Genomic DNA, 20,227 nt, shown 5'->3' with positions numbered 1-20,227 from the left:
TACATAAAATATGCCGTACATTTTTTGGTGTACGGCTTTTATATTGCAAAAGATCCGCAGGGCGAAACAAAACGCCCTGCGGATCTTTCTATTTTATATCCTTATATCTTTTTTATCTTCGTGTAATTTGCCATTATCTTCTTTGTGCCACGATTATCGAATGCTATCTCAACAAGAGTATCGTTAGCCATAGGTTTTGAACTTAAAACAGTGCCTTCACCGAATATCTTGTGCAAAACTCTGTCGCCTGGTGCGAAAGTTTCAGTATTAACAGAAAAATTGCTCTTATCAGCCTTTCGCTGAGCCAATTGCTGTTGCAGGCTCATGCTGTGAGGCTTTTCATAGCCGTTGAGATAAGGTGAAGCCTTTGTTTCCTCGGCTTGCTTTTCTATGCAATCGGCAGGAAGCTCTTTTATAAAGCGTGATATCCTGTTTCTGTCAGTGCGACCGTAAAGCATACGTTCCTCTGCGTGGGTAAGATAAAGCTTTTCCTTTGCTCGTGTTACTGCAACATAGGCAAGTCTGCGTTCCTCTTCCGTGTCAGCCTCCGATTCAAGACTTCTTGATGACGGGAAGATGTTGTCCTCCATGCCTACCACGAAAACTATGGGGAACTCAAGTCCCTTTGCAGAGTGCATTGTCATAAGCACAACATAGTCAGCATCAGAGTCGAGATTGTCAACGTCAGTGTAAAGTGATATTTCCTCCAAAAATCCCGACAGCGACGGCTCGTCAGCATTTTCTTCGTAGCTTGACATGGTGGATTTAAGCTCGTTGATGTTTTCAAGACGTGTAAGACCCTCGTCGCCCTGCATTTCAAGATGACGCTTGTAGCCTGTCATATCAAGAAGCTTGTCCAAAAGCTCCGCAAGTGGCAGAGTGTCAGAAAGCTCAGTAAGCTCTGAGAGCATATCGCCCACAGGCATAAGCTGTTTTGAACGCTTCACAAGGGGAGCAAGCATATCGGCTTCCTGCATAATGTGGATAGGTGAATCCCCAAGGTCTGAGGTTATCTGCTCAAGAGCGTTTACAGTGGCTTCGCCGATACCACGTTTCGGCTCGTTGATTATTCTTCTCAGACGTAGAAAGTCAAAATGGTTGTTTATTACAGAAAGATAAGCGAGGATATCCTTTATTTCCTTTCTGTCGTAGAATTTCAGACCGCCTATTATTTTATATGGTATTCCACTTTGTATGAACGTCTGCTCCAAAGCGTTCGATTGTGCGTTCATTCGGTAGAGAATTGCATGGTCATTGTATTTTCTGCCCTTGTTTATGTCCTCTAAAATAGTGTCAGCCACGAATTTTGCTTCACTGCGCTCGCTTGAAGCCTTGTATACTGTTACCTTTTCACCGTCACCCGAAGCTGTCCACAGATTTTTACCCTTTCTGCCCTGATTGTTACTTATAAGCTGATTTGCGCAGTTAAGAATATTCTGCGTTGAACGATAATTCTGTTCAAGCTTTATAACATCAGTGTCAGCATTGCAGTTGAACTGCTCCTCGAAGTTGAGGATATTCTCGATAGTCGCACCACGGAACTTGTAGATGCTCTGGTCGTCATCACCCACAACGCACAGGTTGTTATACTTCTGTGACAGCAGCGAAACAAGTCTGAACTGAGCCTTGTTGGTGTCCTGATACTCGTCTACCATTATATATTTATACAAATTCTGATAGTGGTCGAGGACGTCAGGAAACTGCTCAAAAAGCTTGACTGTGTGGCAGATCATGTCGTCAAAGTCCATAGCGTTTGCGGCTTTGAGCTTCTTCTGATAGTGCTTGTATACCTTGCCTATGGTCAGATTACGATAATCTCCTGCGGCTGAAGCGATATATTCATCAGGCTCTTGGAGCAGGTCTTTAGCGTGGGATATCTCGCTGAGTATCGTTCTCGGTGGAAACATCTTCTCGGATATGCCAAGCTCTCTTAATATGCTTTTTACAGTCCTCTGAGAATCGTCAGAATCATAAATGGTGAAACTGCTTGAAAATCCAAGCTTGTCACATTCACGCCTGAGTATCCTTGCGCAGGCGGAGTGGAAAGTCGCCGCTGTTATGCCTTGACCTGCCTCTCCCAACATTCCTGCAAGACGTTCTTTAAGCTCGCCTGCCGCCTTGTTTGTGAACGTTATAGCAAGTATGCTCCACGGCTTTATGCAGTCATATGCCACAATGTCTGCGAGGGTAGAAGCGTCATTTGTCTTGCCATCAATGTAGTCTTTGAGAAACTGTATGTCCTGCTCAGAGGGCGTGCCGTAGGTCTGCTCTGTGTTGTATGCGTTGCCGAAGTATATCATGTTTGCGATGCGGTTTACCAAAACAGTGGTCTTGCCGCTTCCTGCTCCTGCCAGTATAAGGAGAGGACCCTTTATTTTGAACACAGCCTTGCGCTGTTGGTCGTTCATTCGTGAAAAATATTTTTCAAGTGCTTTTCTTTTAAGAGCCGTAAACTGCTCCATTATATACACCTCCGTAAAATTTCTTTTATGCCGTACCCTACATTATAGCATATTTTTTCTATCTTGAAAAGGGCGGCGGCAAATTTTTTTCACATGAATAACAGTGGGTATGTTTTCCAATAATACATTAAATCAAGTATTATGAACGGAGGAACATATATGAAAGCTGTTGTTTTATGCGGAGGACGTGGAGAAAGATTGATGCCCATGACAGACAGGCGACCTGCGGCTCTTCTGAGATTATGCGGAAAAGAAATTTTGCTTTTTACTCTTGAAATGCTGGAGAAAGCAGGCTTTGAAGAAGCTGTCCTTGCGGTGGGCTATGGTTCTGAACAGGTAGAAAGGCTTCTTGACGAAAAATACTCAGGTAAGATAAAGCTCCATATGATAAACACCGCAGGCAAAAGCACTGCGCAGGCTGTTAGAACAGCAATGTGCGATGAAACAGAAATTCTTGCCGTGGAATGTAACTGTATCTGCACTCACCCTCTTGATGAGATCATAAAAGTTCATTTGAGCCACGATACCTTTTGTACGGCTCTGACTTATGATACTGAAAACAAACCTGCTGGCATATATATAGTGAAAAGAGAGCTTTTTGATAGTCTTAATCCTGAAAAGCCTATGGATATGACGGAGGATATTATCCCCGAGGCTGTGAAAAGTGGCGAAGCTGTCCTGCTTGACGGAAAAGGATATTATAAAAGGATAACCACGCCTGAGGCTTTTCTTGATTGTCAAAGGCATATGCTTTACAACGAAAATATGTCACAAAGGCTGACAGAAAATAATTTCAGCGGTGCGGCAATAGGTGAGCCTGTTTATATAGGAGAGAACGTTTCTGTCATGTCAGGGTCGGTCATAGAAAGCGGAAGCGTCATAGACAATAACGCTGTTGTAAAGGGCGGCAAGGTGAACGGATATGTTGGCATAGGCTCGGTGATATCTGAACGCTGTGATATAAACAGTGCAGTGGTATGCCGTGGGGCTGTCCTTGACAGCGGTGTGAAGTGCGGTGAATATTCTGTCATAGGCGAAAAGGCTCATATCGCAAGTGAAGCCGTCATTGAAAAAGGAGTGGGCATATGGTCTGGAAAAAATGTTGAAGAGGGCGCAAGGCTTTATGAAAACGTGAAAAGATCATCTGACAGCCGACTTGTCATAGACGAAAACGGCGAGTGCAGTTTGTGGGGCGGTGAAGCCACAGCGCAAAAGGCTATGCTTTTTGGACTTTGTGTCGCAAGCGCTGCAAAAAAAGGGAGAAGTATAGTGACAGCCTATGGCTCTGACGAAAGCCTTTTGCTTAAACAAGCCCTTGACTGCGGCATATGTCAGGCTGGAGTGAACGTGTACAGTATAGGCAGAGCAGGCATTTCGGAGCTTTCTTATGCTGTGAACAGATTTGGCGGAGAGTTCGGCATACTCATAGGCGCAAACATTTCAGGTCATGCAAGGCTTATTTCGGCTGGAGGAATGTTGCCTGATGAAAAGCTTCTTGACCGCATTGGAAGCATAGCTGACGACAGAGCTTATCGCAGTGTGGGGCTTTCTCAGACGGGTTGTGTGACAGATTTTTCAGCGGTGAGGGAGATATACGTCGCAGAGCTTGAAAAAATACTCCCTGACCGATTTAAAGGCGTAAATGTTGATATCCGCACATATGATGTTAAAAAGGCGACCCTTGCCGACAGACTCTTTCACGGCAGGAACGATATAGACGGTGAGCGTATAATATTCAATCTTTCCGCAGACGGCACAAAAGTATCAGCTTACAGTGAGAAAACAAGCTATGTCATGTGGGAAAAGCTGGTGGCAATGTATGCAGGGGTGTGCTTTGAAAAGGGGCTTGCGGTGGCATTGCCTGAGAATTTCCCCTCTAATGCCGATGCCACTGCTGAAGTCCACTGTGGCAGGCTTTACCGATACGAAAACAATGCTGACATAGCAAAGGACGTTGCCGTTTCAACCCATAATATGTTTGCCTATGACGGACTTTACCTTGCGTCAGCGGTAACGTCTTATCTGTCAGAGCAGGGGATAACGCTACAAAAAGCTCTCTGTGATGTGCCTGACGCATACACTTCAAGCCGATTTGTGGGCATAACAATGAGCCGTGAAAACAAGGAAAAGATATTTTCAGAGCTTGGCTGTTCGGTAGAGGGAGAGATAACAATGGGCAAGACACACGCAGTTATCAGACCGCTGAGGGATAAAAAAGGTATAACAGTGTTTGCAGAAAGCGTGAGCTGCGAGCAGGCGGCTGCCTTTTGCGAGGATATAACAAGCAGGATAAAGGGCATATTTAGATAAATGTAATAAATTGCTATTGACATTGAGACGAAAATGGAGTACAATATAATCAGATATTTTTGTTCGGACAAAGGCGGCTCATGCCGCTGTATTTAAACTGCGTTCATCACACCATTTTGTCTTTCTTTGAGGCTTTAAGCGTTTTTGACAGCACATGATAATAAAGCCCAAACGCAGCGGTATATTGAATCTAAACGGAAAAATCGAATATTATTTGAGCATGATAAAATGCAGCAGGAAGGAGATAATTGCTCCTGCCGTATGTTTGTGTTGCTTTTTTGCGGCATTTTGTGCCTTTGAAGGCTTAAAAGCGGAGTACAGCAGGGCAAAGTACATTATTTTATGAACGAAAAGAACAACACAGTAAAAAATCCTACACAAAAACGTTTTTTTAGAAAAAAACAGAACAAGAGCGAGATACCTCTGGCTCAGGCTTCAAAAGAGCTTGACCGTGTAAAAAGTCAGAGAGCTTCGGGCAGTGTGAAAAAAACACTTCAGCCGAGAAATGAAACTCCACAGAGAAAACCGCAGAATACTCAGCAAAGACGTCCAAGACCTGCGGCGAACAGAGTGAAAGAGCCTGTAAGAAGAACGCCTGTGAAGATAATCCCTCTTGGCGGTCTTAACGAGATAGGCAAGAATTTCACTGTTATCGAGTGTTCAAACGATATGTTCGTTATAGACTGTGGATTGGCTTTCCCTGACAGTGAAATGCCGGGCGTTGATATTGTTATCCCTGATTTCTCATACGTCGAGAAAAATCAGGAAAAGCTCAGGGGCGTTGTGCTTACACATGGTCATGAGGATCATATAGGCGGTCTGCCGTATTTTCTGAAAAAATTCAACGTGCCTGTTTACGGCACAAGGCTGACGCTGGGTCTTGTCGAGGGCAAGCTGAAAGAGCATGGGCTTCTAGGAACTGTAAAACTCAACGTTGTAACGCCAAGACAGACAGTTAAGCTTGGCTGTATGGCGGTGGAGTTTATAAGAGTAAATCACTCTATCCCTGATGCCGTGGGAATGGCTATCCATACCCCTGCTGGTGTGCTTATCCATACCGGTGACTTCAAGGTAGACTATACACCTATCGAGGGCGGTATAATCGACCTGCCTAGATTTGCAGAGCTTGGAAACAAGGGCGTTTTGGCTCTTATGGCTGACTCTACAAACGCTGAAAGACCTGGCTATACCATGAGCGAGCGCAAGGTTGGCGAAAGCTTTGTGAAGCTTTTCAACAAGGCTGAGGGCAAGAGGATAATCATTGCTACTTTCGCTTCAAACGTTCACAGAGTTCAGCAGATAATAAATAACGCTGTCACACACGGCAGAAAAGTGGCTGTGTCAGGCAGAAGTATGGTGAATGTTATCTCAAAGGGCATCGAGCTTGGCTATCTTAAAGTGCCTGACGGTGTGCTTGTGGATATCGACACTATATCGAGATATGCACCTGAAAAAATGGTCATCGTCACAACGGGAAGTCAGGGCGAGCCTATGTCGGCGCTTACAAGAATGTCGGCAAACGAGCATAGGAATGTTACTATCACTCCTATGGACTTTATCATAATCTCGGCTAATCCTATCCCTGGCAATGAAAAGTATGTCACAAAGGTAGTAAACGACCTTATGAGATTGGGTGCAGAGGTAATATATGAGTCAATGTACGAGGTGCACGTTTCAGGACACGCTTGTCAGGAAGAGCAGAAATTGTTGCTTTCTATCACAAAGCCAAAATTCTTTATCCCTGTACACGGTGAGTATAAACATCTTATGAAGCACAGAGATACGGCGCTTTCTGTGGGAATCCCTGAGAGCAATATAATCATTGCTGATATAGGCAACGTTATCGAAACAGACGGCGTTGACATGAAGATAACAGGACAAGTGCCTGCGGGCAAGGTGCTTGTGGACGGTCTTGGCGTTGGCGACGTTGGCGCAATAGTTCTCCGTGACAGAAAACATCTTGCTCAGGACGGACTTATCATTGCCGTGGCAACTATCGACAGGGCTTCGGGAGATATCCTTGCAGGGCCTGATGTGGTTTCAAGAGGCTTTGTGTATGTAAGAGAGAGCGAGGAGCTTATGACCGAAGCTCAGAAGCTTCTTACCGAAACACTTCAGGATTGTCTTGACAGGAATATGAAGGATTGGAATACCATAAAGGGCAGAATGAAGGACAATCTTTCGGACTTTATCTTCACAAAGACAAAGAGAAGTCCTATGATTTTGCCGATAATAATGGAATTATGACCGCCTGACAACAGTGCGGCTGTTTATAGAAATGCAGGAGCTTTAAAATGAAAAGTAACAACGGATTACAGATCATAATAAGAATAACAGTGTGCGTTACCATGCTTTCGTCACTTATAGGCGCTTTTATGCTGCATTCTACTCCGTCTCACAGAGAGTCGGGCAGTGTGCTTATCCTAGTGTCTGTGGCGGCGGCTGTATTGTGGGTGCTTGAAGAAGTGGTTTTCCACAATCACACTCGCAAGTATGTGGCAAAGCTTTCCACGATGATCTCAAAGACGGAGAGAGATTCTCTCCTGAATTTTCCTGCTCCTGCTATAATAATCGACAGCGAAAACGTCATCGTGTGGTATAACAGACTTTTTGGCAGACAGGTCTACTCTGAGGAAGAGGCTTACGGCATTGACCTCACTGAGCTTATGAACATTGATATGGACAAGATATATTCCTCTGACGGCGACCTTGTGTGCATAAACGCCCATTTTTATAAGGCGAAGGCTATACACACCGATGTGAACGGTGAGCTTTCAATGGTCTATTTCAATGACGTTACCGATTATGTGGAGCTTGAATATGAGTTCAGAATGTCCCACAAGGCGGTAATAATCATAACTATAGATAACTTTGACGAGCTTATGTCAAATATCAGAGAGAGCGAAAAAGCTCACGTTGTTGTTGAGATAGAAAAGCTCATAGAGGAATTTTTGGAGAATACCACTGCGGTATCAAAAAAGGTAGCAAGCGACAAGTTCTATGTTTATATGGAGGAACGCCACCTTGCACCTATAATCGAGCAGAGATTTAAGATACTCGAGCAGGCAAGAAAAATAGCCGTTGGCGAGCGTTCTAACCTTACATTGTCCATAGGTGTGGGCAGAGATGGTGCAAACCTTGCGGAGAGCGAGAAGTTTGCAAAGCAGGCTCTAGAAATGTGCCTTGGACGTGGCGGAGATCAGGCGGCTGTCAAGGAGGACGGTGAGTTCAAGTTCTTCGGCGGCATTTCTTCTGCACCTGACAAGAACAATAAGACCCGTATCCGTATGGTGGCAAAGGCTATGCTGGAGCTTATCTGCAACCACGATAAGGTGCTTATAATGGGTCACCGATTTGGCGACCTTGACAGCGTAGGCTCTGCAACAGGCTTCTGCTGTGCTATCAGAAACATGGTAAAAGAAGCTTACGTTGTGGTAGACCCTGAGCAGAATTTGTCGAAAACGCTTATAAATTATATAAACGAAAACGAGTCGGAGCATTATTACATAACCCCTCAGGAGGGTCTTGAAAGACTTGACGATAACACGCTTCTTGTGGTAACTGATACCCATAACCCTGCACTGGTGGAGTCAAAGGAGATACTTGCAAGGGCGAAAAATGTGGTAGTTATCGACCACCACAGAAGAATGGTGAACGGAATCGAGCCGACTATCATGTCGTTCTTAGAGCCGAATGCGTCATCAGCCTGCGAGCTTGTGACCGCTCTTATCGAGTATTTCGGTGAGGATTCCAACATCACAGTCCATGCGGCGGAAGCTCTGCTTGCGGGAATAATGCTGGATACAAAGAATTTCATTATGAAAACAGGCGTAAGCACTTTTGAAGCGGCAGCATTTTTGAAGAAAAAGGGCGCTGATACCATAGCTGTCAAAAAGCTTTTTGCAAACTCTATCGAGACTTATCATCAAAAATCGTCGCTTATAAACAGTGCTCACCTTTATAAAGAGTGTGCAGTGGCTTATACAGAGGAAAGCTTCTCTGAAATAAGGATAGCGGCTTCACAGGCGGCAGACGAGCTGCTTGGTATAACAGGCGTAAAAGCTTCGTTCGTTATCTATGAAACGAACGGTGTGATAAATATCTCTGCACGAAGCATGGGTGCTTGTAATGTGCAGATCGTCATGGAGTCTTTGGGTGGCGGCGGTCATCTTACTATGGCGGCAACTCAGCTCAACTGTTCAATGAATGAGGCGAGAAAGCGCCTTGCAGACGCCATTGACGAATACTGGGAAAATAATTCGCAGGAATAAAAAAAGAAAGGCAGAGTGAATAATATGAAAGTTATTTTGTTAAAAGATGTAAAGGGTTCAGGCAAGCAGGGAGATATCATCAACGTTGCAGACGGATATGCAAGAAATTTTCTTATCGGAAAGGGTCTTGCACTTGAAGCTACAGCTAAAAACCTTAATGACCTTGCAGGCAAAAAGGCTTCCGCTCAGCACAAGATAGATGTTGAAACAGCCGACAATAAAGCTATCGCAGAGAAAATAAAGGATAAGGAAGTTCTGGTAAAGGCTAAGGCAGGTCAGGGCGGAAAGCTCTTTGGCGCAGTTACAGCAAACGTTATTTCAGATTGCCTCAAGGCTCAGTATGGCGTTGTTATCGAGAAGAAGAAGATAAATCTTACAGCCGAGATAAAGGCTTTCGGTGACTATACTGCACAGATAAAGCTTACTCATGGCGTATCATGCAGCATTAAAGTAAAGGTCGTTGAGGAGTAATCATGGCTGATAATTTCCGTGGGCTTACCACAGGAGCGACCCTTGGCAGGGAGCTGCCTTTTTCTCAGGAGGCTGAGGAAGCCGTTCTGGGAGGAGTTCTTCGTGATCCTTCGGTGCTTCCGAAGGTCATTGAGATACTAAAGCCTGAAAGCTTTTATCGTCCACAGCATCAACAGCTTTTCTCCATAATAATGAGAATGTTCACCACAGGCAGCAAAGAGGACCTTATCACGGTAATTAATGAAGCCGTCACAATGGGTGTTTTTGAAACGTCTGCAATGGCTAAGAATTATCTTCTTGGTATTATGGAAATGGTGCCGTCAACGGATAATATCGAGAGCTATTGCAAGATAATCGAGGAAAAAGCAAGGGTAAGGTCGCTTATAAATGCCGCTAATCAGATTCTTGAAAAGGCGTATGACGGCGGTGAGGATTCTCAGACGCAGCTTGACGCTGCCGAGCAGTCTATATTTGAGATAAGACAGGGCAGAGATGTTCAGGGCCTTACACGAATAAGCGACGTTATCGTTGATACATTCGAGCATTTGCAGGAGATATCAGGTCCTGACGCAGGTGAACATCTTGGCGCAAAGACAGGCTTTGGTCAGCTTGACGCAATCACAACAGGTCTTAACAGAACTGACCTTATCATTATCGCTGCACGTCCTGCAATGGGAAAATCTGCATTTGCACTTAATATTGCGGTGAATACCTGCAAGGCGACAAAGCGTGACGTTGTTATATTCTCTCTCGAAATGGGTAAGGAACAGCTCGTGTCCCGTATGCTCGCTTCAGAGGCACTTGTTAATAATACCCTGCTTAGGTCGGGCAATCTTGAGCCTTCCGATTGGGAGAAGATAGCAGGTGCGGCAGATACGCTGTCACAGCTTCCTATATATTTTGATGACGGTGCAGGCTGTACAGTGCCGCAGATGAAAGCAAAGCTCAGAAGAATGAGAAATCTTGGACTTGTGGTCATCGACTACATACAGCTCATGCAATCAGCAAATAAAAACGCCAGCCGTGTTGAGGCGGTGTCTGAGATAACACGTTCCTTGAAGCTTATGGCTAAGGAGCTTAATGTGCCTGTTATCGCACTTTCACAGCTTTCCCGTAGCTCAGAGAAGCGTGACGATAAAAGACCTATCCTTTCAGACCTGCGAGAATCAGGTTCTATCGAGCAGGACGCTGATATCATCATGTTCCTCTATCGTGACGCTTACTACAGCGATGAGGGCGACAAGTCGGTGGCTGAGTGTATAGTTGCGAAAAACCGTCACGGACAGACAGATAAGGTGCAGCTTGGCTGGATAGGCGAATATACCCTGTTCAGAGGTCTTGATTTCAGGAGAGATGATGAATAATTTTCTTAAAAAGGTAGCTTCTACCATAGAGAAATTTAATATGGCAAATAAGAGCGAACGCTTGCTTGTGTGCCTCTCAGGAGGTGCCGACAGCGTTACGCTCCTTTTGTGTTTATATGAGCTGGGCTATGATGTGTGCGCTTGTCATGTCAATCACCACCTCCGTGGGGAGGAAAGCGACAGAGATCAGCATTTTTGTGAAAAGCTTTGCGAGAAGCTTGGGGTCGAGCTGAAGGTGTTTCATGCCGATGTTGTGGGCTATTGCAAGGAACATTCTGTATCCACTGAGGAGGGGGCAAGAAAGCTTAGATATGACTTTTTCGACAGTATCGGTGCAGACAAGATATGCACAGCACACAGTCTTTCGGATTGTCTTGAAACTGCCATATTCAACCTCGCAAGAGGTACAGGTCTGAAAGGTATTTGCGGAATACCGCCTGTGAGGGGAAATATCATAAGACCGCTTATAAATTGTACTCGTCAGGAAATAGAGGACTTTCTCAAAGAGAGAGGACAGGACTTTGTTACTGACTCCACAAATCTTACTGACGATTATACCAGAAATAAGATTCGCCACCTTGTTGTGCCAAGGCTTGCGGAGCTTAATAGTTCGCTTTTTGGCTCATATTCCATGACAGCTGACAGGCTTAGAACAGACAGTGACTATCTTGAAAGTCAGGGGCTTGAAGCCTTTGAGAAAGCGGTCTTGCCAAAGGGCTATGACGCATTGTGTCTAAGACAGCTCCACGAAAGTGTACGCCGACGTGCAATAATGCACATTCTTGAGAAAGAGGGGCTTACTGTGAGCCATGACAGTATCGAGGATATCGACAGGCTGATACTTGACGTTGGCAAGGCGAACGTCAAGGGCGGAGTTTTTGCGGTCTGCTCAAAAGGTGTGCTCAGCTTTGTAAAGGGCGAGATGCTTGAAAACAGCACTATCAGGAGCGTTAATGTAAGCGGCGAGGGCGTTTATCAGTTCGGCAACAGGGAGATAGAGTTCAAAATCTATCCTTTTGACGGAAAAATCGCAAATGTTCATAAAAAGTTTGCAAATTGTTGTCTGGATTATGATAAAATAAAGGGTGAGATTGTTGTCGAAAATCGCAGAGAGGGCGAGAAGATACGCCTTGTGAACAGAGATTTTGACAGCGATGTGCGAAAGCTGGTGAACAAGTACTTCAGACTTGAGGACAGGAGCAGTGCCGTTATCCTAAAAGATAGTCAGGGCGTTGTTTTCGTTGAAGGAAGCGGTGCGGCTGAAAGGGTGAAGATAGACTCTGAAACCGTTAAAATATTGGCTTTTACCATAAAGTGAGATGAATATCACCCTAAGCTGAAAAGTTTTTTGTGTGAACTTGTATTTTTTCACTTTTCTGTCACATTGATAATATATAATCAGAGAGGTTGTTAGTTAATGAACAATATATCGGTTCTTTATTCTGAGGAAGAGCTTGCATTGTCTGTGAAAAAGCTTGGAGCAGAGATAACTGAAGAGTATAAAGGAAAAAAGCTTCTTGTTGTGTGCGTTCTTAAGGGAGCGTTCGTGTTTACTGCTGATCTTGTAAGAAGTATCGACAACGATATGCAGATCGCTTTTATTACTGCAAAGAGTTATGTTGGCACAAGCTCAACAGGAAATGTTTCAATTTCAGGAGATCATGATTTTATGGGTCTTGACCTGAGAGAGTGGGACGTTTTATTGGTTGAGGATATTCTCGACACAGGAAGAACGCTTTGCGAGTTAAAAAAGAAGTTTGCGTCAATGGGTGCGCCAAGTGTTAAGATAGCTGTTATGCTTGATAAGCCGTCAAGACGTGTTGCAGACATAACACCTGATTTCAAATGCTATGAGATCGAGGACAAATTCGTTGTTGGCTGTGGTCTTGATTATGATGAGAGATATAGAAATCTTCCTTTTATCGGTATAGTTTCCGAATAAGGAGCCAAATATAATACAGAACAAAAGGTTGTGATCGATTGAAAAACAATAATAATGGAAAGACCCTGTTGATCTATCTGCTGGTATCGGTTGCCATAATCTGCGGATTGGTCTATATGCTAACAAGCATGAGCACAAAATCTTCCGACAAAAAATATTCGGAGATAATGGAACAGTTTGACAGCCTGAACGTGTCACAGTTTGAGCTTGATCTTGGCTCCGGACAGCTTAAGTATAAGCTCAAGGGCGAGGATAAGGTATATAGTTATACAGTTCCAAATGTTTCACTGTTTGCAAATGAAGTCCTTGGCGGTGAGGATGCTGAGAACTATCGTAAGAAATATAATACTGAAAATCCAGACGATCCTTTGCAGTATAATCTTATACCGATATCGGATAACAGCTTCTGGCTCAATCTGATACCGACGCTGCTTATGCTTGGCGTTATGATATTCTTCTTTGTGTTCATGATGAAGAATGCAGGCGGCGGAAAGATGTCGTCTTTCGGAAAAACAAATGCCAAAATGGCACCAAGCAGCAAGAAAGCTACCTTTGATGATGTTGCGGGTGCAGACGAGGAAAAGGAAGAACTTAAGGAGATCGTTGATTTTCTCCGTGATAATAAGAAGTATACCGAGATCGGTGCGAGAATACCTAAGGGCGTTCTGCTCCTCGGCCCTCCGGGTACAGGTAAAACGCTTCTCGCAAGAGCCGTTGCAGGCGAAGCAAAAGTTCCATTCTTCTCAATCTCAGGTTCTGACTTCGTTGAGATGTTTGTGGGCGTCGGTGCTTCAAGAGTAAGAGATCTTTTTGAGCAGGCTAAGAAAAACGCTCCTGCTATCATCTTTATAGACGAGATCGACGCAGTGGGTCGACAGAGAGGCGCAGGCCTTGGCGGCGGTCATGACGAGCGTGAGCAGACCCTTAACCAGCTTCTTGTTGAAATGGACGGCTTTGAGGATAACGATTCTGTTATTGTTATGGCTGCAACAAACAGACGTGATATACTTGACCCTGCACTTCTTCGTCCGGGCAGATTTGACCGACAGATACTTGTGGGCTATCCTGACGTTAAGGGCAGAGAAGCTATACTGAAAGTTCACACAAGAAATAAGCCGCTCGCTCCTGACGTTGACCTTGAAACTATTGCAAAATCAACTGTAGGCTTTACAGGTGCAGACCTTGAAAACCTTGTGAACGAGGCTTCGCTCCTTGCGGCAAGAAAGAATAAAAAGGCTATCACAAAAGATGAGCTTGAGGAAGCTTCTATAAAGGTTGTGGCAGGTCCTGAGAAAAAGTCTAAGGTCATCACAGAGGACGAAAAGAAGCTTACCGCTTATCACGAGGGCGGTCATGCGCTTTGCACATACTACAGCAAATCACAGGATAAAGTTCATCAGGTATCTATCATACCTAGAGGTCAGGCTGGCGGTTTCACAATGAGCCTGCCTGTCAAGGATAAATCTTATGTTAGCAAGAACGAGATGTACGAAAATATCGTGGTTCTTCTTGGCGGACGTGTTGCTGAAAAGCTGATCCTTGACGATATCTCAACGGGTGCTTCAAATGACCTTGAGAGAGCTACTTCCACAGCTAGAAACATGGTAACACGCTACGGCTTCAGTGACAATCTTGGTCCTGTTGTATACGGTCAGGGCGATCATGAAGTATTTCTTGGCAGGGATTACACTAATACGCCAAGCTACTCTGATAACGTTGCGGCTGAGATCGATAATGAGATAAGAACTCTTATTGAAAGTGCATTTACTGACGCTGAAAAGATACTCAACGAGCATATGGATAAGCTTCATGTTGTGGCTAAGTATCTTATGAAGTATGAAAAGGTTGATGGTGCAACATTTGAGAAGCTTATGAATGGCGAGCTTACAGAAAGCGAGTTTATGGGCGAACCTGATAAAACACCAGAAATCCAGGATACTCCTGAGATAGTTGATGATATTTCAGTTGACGATAATTGATATGGAAAATCAGACGTGTAAAAGCGTCTGATTTTTTTTGTGATGTCTGCTTGATTTTGCAGTAAGGATAGTGTATAATAAGGGTAACTGTAAAATGCAGTATAGAACGGAGATAGCAAATGAACTTACTTTTTATCGGAGATGTTGTGGGACAAAGCGGCTGCGATTTTCTTGAAAGCAGAATGTATAAGCTGAAGCGTGAATATGATATAGATGTGACCGTGGTGAACGGTGAAAATTCTGCTCAGGGCAATGGTATCACACCGCAGTCTTACAGACAGCTTCTCAACATGGGGGCTGACGTTGTAACGACAGGAAATCATTCTTTCAGACGACGTGAGGCTGAGGAGCTTTATGACACAAACGAGCAACTTTTAAGACCTGCCAATTACCCTGAGGGCGTTATGGGTCATGGAGTGACTTATATCGATATGTGTCCTTATAAGATAGCCGTGGTAAATCTTATGGGAACGATGTATATGGAAGCAGTGGAAAATCCTTTCAACTATGTTGACAAGCTTCTTGAAAGCATTGATACGCCTAATATAATCGTTGATTTTCATGCGGAGGCAACTTCTGAGAAAAAGGCTATGGGCTTTTATCTGCAAAAACGATGCACCGCTGTGCTTGGCACTCATACCCATGTTCAGACGGCCGATGAAACGATCTTAGGCGGACATACCGCCTATATCACCGATGTTGGAATGACAGGCCCTGAGCTTTCCGTACTTGGGGTGGACAGTGATATAGTCATAAATAAGTTCAAATATCGCACCCCTGTGAGGTTTTCAGAAAGCACCAACGATTGCTTTATAAACGGAGTTGTGGTAAAATTTGATGAAAAATCGGGAAAAGCAACAAATATACAGCGTGTTATTAAGCGATAATAACGAAAAGTATTAATAAAGCTTGAAATTTTATTATGTATGTAGTATAATATAGTGTGTATAATAAGTGGGGTAAATTCTTTGAATTTACTTATGGAGGTATTCAAGTGGAAATTCTAAAGGTTTCTTCAAGGTCTGTCCCTAATTCGGTGGCAGGAGCAGTTTCGGGCGTTATCCGTGACAGCGGTGCAGTTGAGGTACAGGCAGTGGGCGCAGGCGCAGCCAATCAGGCGATCAAGGCTATAGCGATCGCAAGGGGCTATCTTGCACCATTGGGCATTGATCTTATTTGTATCCCTGCATTTGCAAGCGTTTTGATTGACGGTGAGGAAAGAACTGCGATCAAGCTTATTTGTGAAGAAAGATAATAATGCGGCAGCAAGGCGTGTTAAAGTCTTGCTGCTTTTTGCTACAAAGGAGGGGACAGCATGGAAACTGTTTTGCAGACTTATGGGCTTACAAAGCAGTATGGAAGCTTTACAGCGCTGAGCAATCTTGACCTTGCGCTGGAGAGGGGTAAAATTATCGGTCTGCTAGGGCCGAACGGAAGCGGAAAAACAACATTTATCAAGCTTTGCTGTGGACTTATAAAACCTACGGCAGGTAATATACTCATATGCGGAATGCCTATTGGCGTGGAAACTAAAAAAGTGGTTTCCTATCTGCCTGACAGAAATTTCATACCTGACGATATGAAAGTAAATGAGATGCTTAGGTTTTTTCAGGATTTTTACAGCAATTTCAATGTAGTAAAGGCTCAGGATATGATGAAAAGGCTGGGGATAAACCCTGCGGCAAAGTTCAAAACAATGTCAAAGGGCACAAAAGAAAAGGTGCAGCTTTGTCTTGTTATGAGCCGTGAGGCTGACGTTTATCTTCTTGATGAGCCAATTGCAGGCGTTGATCCTGCGGCAAGAGATTATATCCTCAACACCATAATCTCAAATTACAACGAGCGGGCGGCTGTGGTAATTTCCACCCACCTTATTGCAGATATCGAACCTGTCCTTGACGACGTAGTGATGATACAAAACGGTATGCTAAGGCTGCATAAATCTGTTGACGCTATCCATAACGAAACCGGCAAGTCTGTGGATCAGCTTTTCAGGGAGGTGTACAGATGTTAGGCAAGCTTTTGAAATATGAGCTTAAACGCTCGGCAAGAAAGTTTTTCCCTCTTGTGGTGGGATATATGATAGTTGCACTGATATTTTCTCTTATGCTCCGTTACGGTGAGAGCGTTAAAAGCCCTAATTTTTTGATGATATTCATTGTTGTGAGCATTGCCTATGGTATTGCCGTGGGGGCTTTGTTCACTGTGGGTTTTACCATATCGCTGACGAACTTTCACAAGACCCTTTTCACTGACGAGGGCTATCTTATGCTGACAATACCTGTCAAGCCATATTATCACATTTTCACAAAGTTCATCTCTTCTGTTATATGGTCGGCGGCAAGCATGATCGTTTTTGTGCTTTCGCTGTTGCTTATCGACCCAACAGAGTATCTTGACTCTGTGGGAGATTTTATAAACGCTTTGGGCAACGGCTTTGCTGAAGAACCGCTCACTTCGTTTCTGATATGCTTGTATACTCTGACGCTGTTTGCAGGCTTGCAGATATTCTTATACTTTGTTATCTCTCTTTCAAACTGTTTCAAGCACAAAGTTCTTGTAGGCTTTGCCATAATCTTCGCTTGCAATATGTTATCCTCGATGATAAGCAATCTGGCAGGCGACCTTTCTCTGTGGAATATGCTCTTTATGCCAACGTCACGCTTGCCTGATACAGAAGTGGCATTCAACCTAAGACTTGTGTTTATGACAATGTATCAGTTTGCATATATTTTGGCATATTTCCTGTTGACAAACTTCATAATAACACGCAAACATAATTTGCAATAAAAAAAGGCAGACGATGAGTCTGCCTTTTTTTGTGTTGTGATCTTTAGTTAAGTATCCAAATCTGAGCTGAGTTTTCAGGCTCAAGGTCAGCAAAGGAGAGCTTTCCACCCTTTGAGTTTGCAAGCACCTTTACATAGTCTGTGGACTCAGTGGATATTCTGAAACGTCTTTTTCCCAGCGCAGTGACCCTGAACTGAACAGGCTTGCCGTCTATTTTCAGATAGTCATAGCCTTTGCATGAAGCGTTTACATATCCGCCGTCGCCTATCTTCAAACCGAATGTGCCGTCCTCTGTAAGACAGACCGTCAGCTTCTGTTCAAGCTCCTTGTCAGGCTTTTCAAGCTGCAATCCCTTTGGGGTAACAGTGAGGATAAGTCCCGATATCTCGTTTTTGAAAGTGTAAGCCTTGCCGTCAAGTATGTAATTGCCAGCGTCAGCGGTGCAATCGTCATAGAATTTCAGAAGAAGCGCTGTGACATTCTGCTGTGTGACCGGTAGAGTGTTCTTTGCAACGTCATCAAAAGCTCTTGGGTCAAGGTGAGAAATGGTGTCAACGAACTTGCCTGCGTATTTTACAAGCTTGTTTGAAGCCTCGCCAAAGTTATCCTTGCCGTAGTATTTCAGCAGACGCTTGTCGAAGCTGTCGGCTGTGTGTCTTGTGCAGGTGGTGGAAACGTGCTTCTCAAAAGCGTAATGCACGTTGTTTGCCTTGTCCTGATATTTCATGTTTGCAACGTGAACAGTGCAGCCCATGTCTGAAATAAAATGTGCGGCTCTGCCGAGAACACGCATGGCGTTTTTTATGTCACCGCTTTTGTAAAGAGATACTGCGGCGGTGTAGTTTTCTTCGAGGCAAGTTCTTGCGCTCACTGCAAGGTCACCAAAGCGGTTGCGGTAATAGCCGTTAGTTTCAGGAAGCTCCTTGCCCTTTGGATTAACGCAGGAGTAATAATGCTTGCCATGACCTTTGTCCATATCGTTCTCCTCGTCAGGCTGTGTGCAGCCCTTGAGTATCTCGCTGTGATAGTCTTTATAGAATGTCACCTGCTTTTGTTTCTTTTCCTTTTCAAGAAGTGCAAGTGATTTTTTCACAATGTCCTCGTGAGTAGTGCCGCTCCATGCGTACGCTTTGATAGGTCTGAGCCTATAGCATACAGCCAGCGCAACTGCGGCTGTGAGAATTTTTTTCATAACTCTATTTTCCTTTTCTGATATTTTTGTTGTTTTTCTTTTTCTTTACTGAGTAGCCGAACGTGCCAAGCTTTTTGCCAAGACCGTAATACTCTCCGTGAGCGTAGGCAAGAAGCCCCGCTTTGTCAAGACAAAGCTTGCCTTTTTCGTCAAGCAATTCTTTTGCAACGTCAAGCCCAACAATGTCCGCAATGAACATATCATGTGTTCCAAGGCTTACCACCTCTCTTACTTTGCACTCGATATTCACAGGAGACTGGGCCAGCAAAGGTGCCGATACCTTTGCGGACGGTTCTGCGGTAAGGTGCATTTCCTTGAACTTATCCACTTTTCTGCCGGTTTTCACACCGCACCAATCTACAGCTTTCACGAGCTCTCTGGTCGGCAGATTTATGACGAACTCACCGCTTTGAGTGATAAGCTCGTGGGAATATCTCTCAGGTCTGACGGAGATGTAGGTAACAGGCGGCTGAGTGCAGAGAATGCCTGTCCACGCAACTGTGAACACATTGGGTTTGTCCATACTGCCGCAGGTAACGAGAGTAGGTGGCAGGGGAGAGGTTATGACGCTGCCTTTCCACTGCTCCTTGGTGTATTTTGTGTACTCCATTATTTCACGCCTTTCTCGTTGTCAAGTCCAAAATTATGTACTCGTCTGTATATTTTGTCATAGTCCTTATAAAGAAGCTGAGTCTGATTTTCAAGAAAATAGTAGTGCTTTATATAAGGCACAAGCAGTACGAGAAACGCAATGGCAAGGGGTATGAGTATCATGACCTGCCAAACTGCAATGGCAATGAACGTCATGACAGTACAAAGTGCAAAAAGCACCGTCACGATAAGATGTATCAGCCGTTCGTGCTGAAAAAAAGCGATATGTTCTTTGTGATAATCAAGGAGCTTTGCAAAGTCGCAGTCTTTATCCTCAAGACAGCTTGCAACAAAACTGCGGTAACGCTTGAAATATTCCGTCATGATATCACCTACAGTTCAATAAACTCAGCGTCTTGTATCTCAAGGTCACGGAGCTTGGTCTTGTATGAATTTTTCTTTTTAAGAGCCGCACGTTCCTGCTCTTTTTTCTTGACGTCCTTTGCAACTGTCATAAGCATTATATTGTCGATAGTTTTATAGTGCTTTGAAACTCGCTGAGCAAAGCTTTTGCGCTTTGCAGGCTTTTTCTTTTTGCCGTCAAAAATAATGGCAAGAACAACGGATATCGTCATTGCGATAATAGTTTTCTCTGCATTTGAGTTTACAGAGATAACTCCTTTTTTCATACTATCACCATTCCTTCTGCCTGAGTTTTCCTATCAGGATAACAACATATAAAATTATTATACTATATTATCCCGAAGATTTCAAGTATTATCTATTAATAAAAAAGTAACGGTGTTATTATGAGAGCTATCGTTTTTGTTGTACTTTAACGGTCACGGAGATGTT

At 44.1% G+C, this 20,227-nt stretch carries 17 protein-coding genes; 12 read left to right on the top strand and 5 right to left on the bottom strand.

Annotated elements, in window-relative coordinates; translation table 11 throughout:
- Nucleotides 1-101: 101 nt before the first annotated feature.
- Nucleotides 102-2,462 carry an ATP-dependent helicase gene (locus tag AB5123_RS07115; RefSeq protein ID WP_278645355.1) on the bottom strand — a complete coding sequence of 787 codons (2,361 nt, stop codon included), beginning with the start codon at nucleotides 2,460-2,462 and terminating at the stop codon, nucleotides 102-104.
- A 159-nt stretch (nucleotides 2,463-2,621) separates the two neighbouring features.
- Here AB5123_RS07115 and AB5123_RS07110 point away from each other — a divergent pair, with 159 nt between their 5' ends.
- From AB5123_RS07110 to AB5123_RS07055, 12 genes are all read left to right on the top strand, one after another.
- Nucleotides 2,622-4,772, top strand: coding sequence for a sugar phosphate nucleotidyltransferase (locus AB5123_RS07110; RefSeq protein ID WP_368364640.1), 2,151 nt, complete (start codon nucleotides 2,622-2,624; stop codon nucleotides 4,770-4,772).
- 342 nt (nucleotides 4,773-5,114) lie between these two features.
- Nucleotides 5,115-7,019, top strand: coding sequence for a ribonuclease J (locus AB5123_RS07105; RefSeq protein WP_081855966.1), 1,905 nt, complete (start codon nucleotides 5,115-5,117; stop codon nucleotides 7,017-7,019).
- Nucleotides 7,020-7,066: 47 nt separating this feature from the next.
- Nucleotides 7,067-9,043: a DHH family phosphoesterase gene (locus AB5123_RS07100; protein ID WP_022287817.1), complete on the top strand. Its 1,977-nt coding sequence runs from the start codon at nucleotides 7,067-7,069 to the stop codon at nucleotides 9,041-9,043.
- A gap of 24 nt (nucleotides 9,044-9,067) precedes the next feature.
- Entirely contained in the window at nucleotides 9,068-9,514 is a 447-nt protein-coding gene (rplI, locus tag AB5123_RS07095; protein ID WP_022287818.1) for a 50S ribosomal protein L9, read from the top strand.
- A 2-nt stretch (nucleotides 9,515-9,516) separates the two neighbouring features.
- Nucleotides 9,517-10,878: a replicative DNA helicase gene (dnaB, locus tag AB5123_RS07090; protein WP_038671492.1), complete on the top strand. Its 1,362-nt coding sequence runs from the start codon at nucleotides 9,517-9,519 to the stop codon at nucleotides 10,876-10,878.
- A complete protein-coding gene (gene tilS / locus AB5123_RS07085; RefSeq protein WP_368364639.1) occupies nucleotides 10,868-12,196 on the top strand; it encodes a tRNA lysidine(34) synthetase TilS in 1,329 nt (442 codons plus the stop codon). The genes dnaB and tilS overlap by 11 nt, the downstream gene beginning before the upstream one ends.
- Nucleotides 12,197-12,295: 99 nt before the next feature.
- Nucleotides 12,296-12,820, top strand: coding sequence for a hypoxanthine phosphoribosyltransferase (gene hpt / locus AB5123_RS07080; RefSeq protein ID WP_046440161.1), 525 nt, complete (start codon nucleotides 12,296-12,298; stop codon nucleotides 12,818-12,820).
- 38 nt (nucleotides 12,821-12,858) lie between these two features.
- A complete protein-coding gene (ftsH, locus tag AB5123_RS07075) occupies nucleotides 12,859-14,799 on the top strand; it encodes an ATP-dependent zinc metalloprotease FtsH (RefSeq protein WP_117858948.1) in 1,941 nt (646 codons plus the stop codon).
- A gap of 119 nt (nucleotides 14,800-14,918) precedes the next feature.
- Nucleotides 14,919-15,686: a TIGR00282 family metallophosphoesterase gene (locus tag AB5123_RS07070; RefSeq protein ID WP_046440166.1), complete on the top strand. Its 768-nt coding sequence runs from the start codon at nucleotides 14,919-14,921 to the stop codon at nucleotides 15,684-15,686.
- A gap of 107 nt (nucleotides 15,687-15,793) precedes the next feature.
- Complete coding sequence (locus AB5123_RS07065) at nucleotides 15,794-16,054, top strand: stage V sporulation protein S (RefSeq protein WP_022287824.1); 261 nt, start codon at nucleotides 15,794-15,796, stop codon at nucleotides 16,052-16,054.
- A 60-nt stretch (nucleotides 16,055-16,114) separates the two neighbouring features.
- Nucleotides 16,115-16,813, top strand: coding sequence for an ABC transporter ATP-binding protein (locus tag AB5123_RS07060; RefSeq protein ID WP_368364638.1), 699 nt, complete (start codon nucleotides 16,115-16,117; stop codon nucleotides 16,811-16,813).
- Nucleotides 16,807-17,589, top strand: a complete 783-nt coding sequence (locus AB5123_RS07055) for a hypothetical protein (protein ID WP_256322421.1) — start codon at nucleotides 16,807-16,809, stop codon at nucleotides 17,587-17,589. The genes AB5123_RS07060 and AB5123_RS07055 overlap by 7 nt, the downstream gene beginning before the upstream one ends.
- A gap of 43 nt (nucleotides 17,590-17,632) precedes the next feature.
- Here AB5123_RS07055 and AB5123_RS07050 read toward each other — a convergent pair whose 3' ends face one another.
- The 4 genes from AB5123_RS07050 to AB5123_RS07035 are packed head-to-tail and all read right to left on the bottom strand — an operon-like array spanning nucleotide 17,633 to nucleotide 20,061.
- Nucleotides 17,633-18,781, bottom strand: coding sequence for a zinc dependent phospholipase C family protein (locus AB5123_RS07050; protein WP_195247204.1), 1,149 nt, complete (start codon nucleotides 18,779-18,781; stop codon nucleotides 17,633-17,635).
- A gap of 4 nt (nucleotides 18,782-18,785) precedes the next feature.
- Nucleotides 18,786-19,391: a flavin reductase family protein gene (locus AB5123_RS07045; protein WP_117926897.1), complete on the bottom strand. Its 606-nt coding sequence runs from the start codon at nucleotides 19,389-19,391 to the stop codon at nucleotides 18,786-18,788.
- Nucleotides 19,391-19,756 carry a hypothetical protein gene (locus tag AB5123_RS07040; RefSeq protein ID WP_022287829.1) on the bottom strand — a complete coding sequence of 122 codons (366 nt, stop codon included), beginning with the start codon at nucleotides 19,754-19,756 and terminating at the stop codon, nucleotides 19,391-19,393. Before AB5123_RS07040 ends, AB5123_RS07045 begins: the two co-directional genes overlap by 1 nt.
- Before the next feature lie 8 nt (nucleotides 19,757-19,764).
- Nucleotides 19,765-20,061, bottom strand: a complete 297-nt coding sequence (locus AB5123_RS07035; RefSeq protein ID WP_022287830.1) for a hypothetical protein — start codon at nucleotides 20,059-20,061, stop codon at nucleotides 19,765-19,767.
- Nucleotides 20,062-20,227 lie beyond the last annotated feature (166 nt).

The sequence above is a fragment of the Ruminococcus sp. RTP21204st1_B2_RTP21204_210225 genome (assembly GCF_040914135.1).
Lineage (GTDB): Bacteria > Bacillota > Clostridia > Oscillospirales > Ruminococcaceae > Hominimerdicola > Hominimerdicola aceti.
This window is presented reverse-complemented; position numbering and strand designations above follow the sequence as displayed.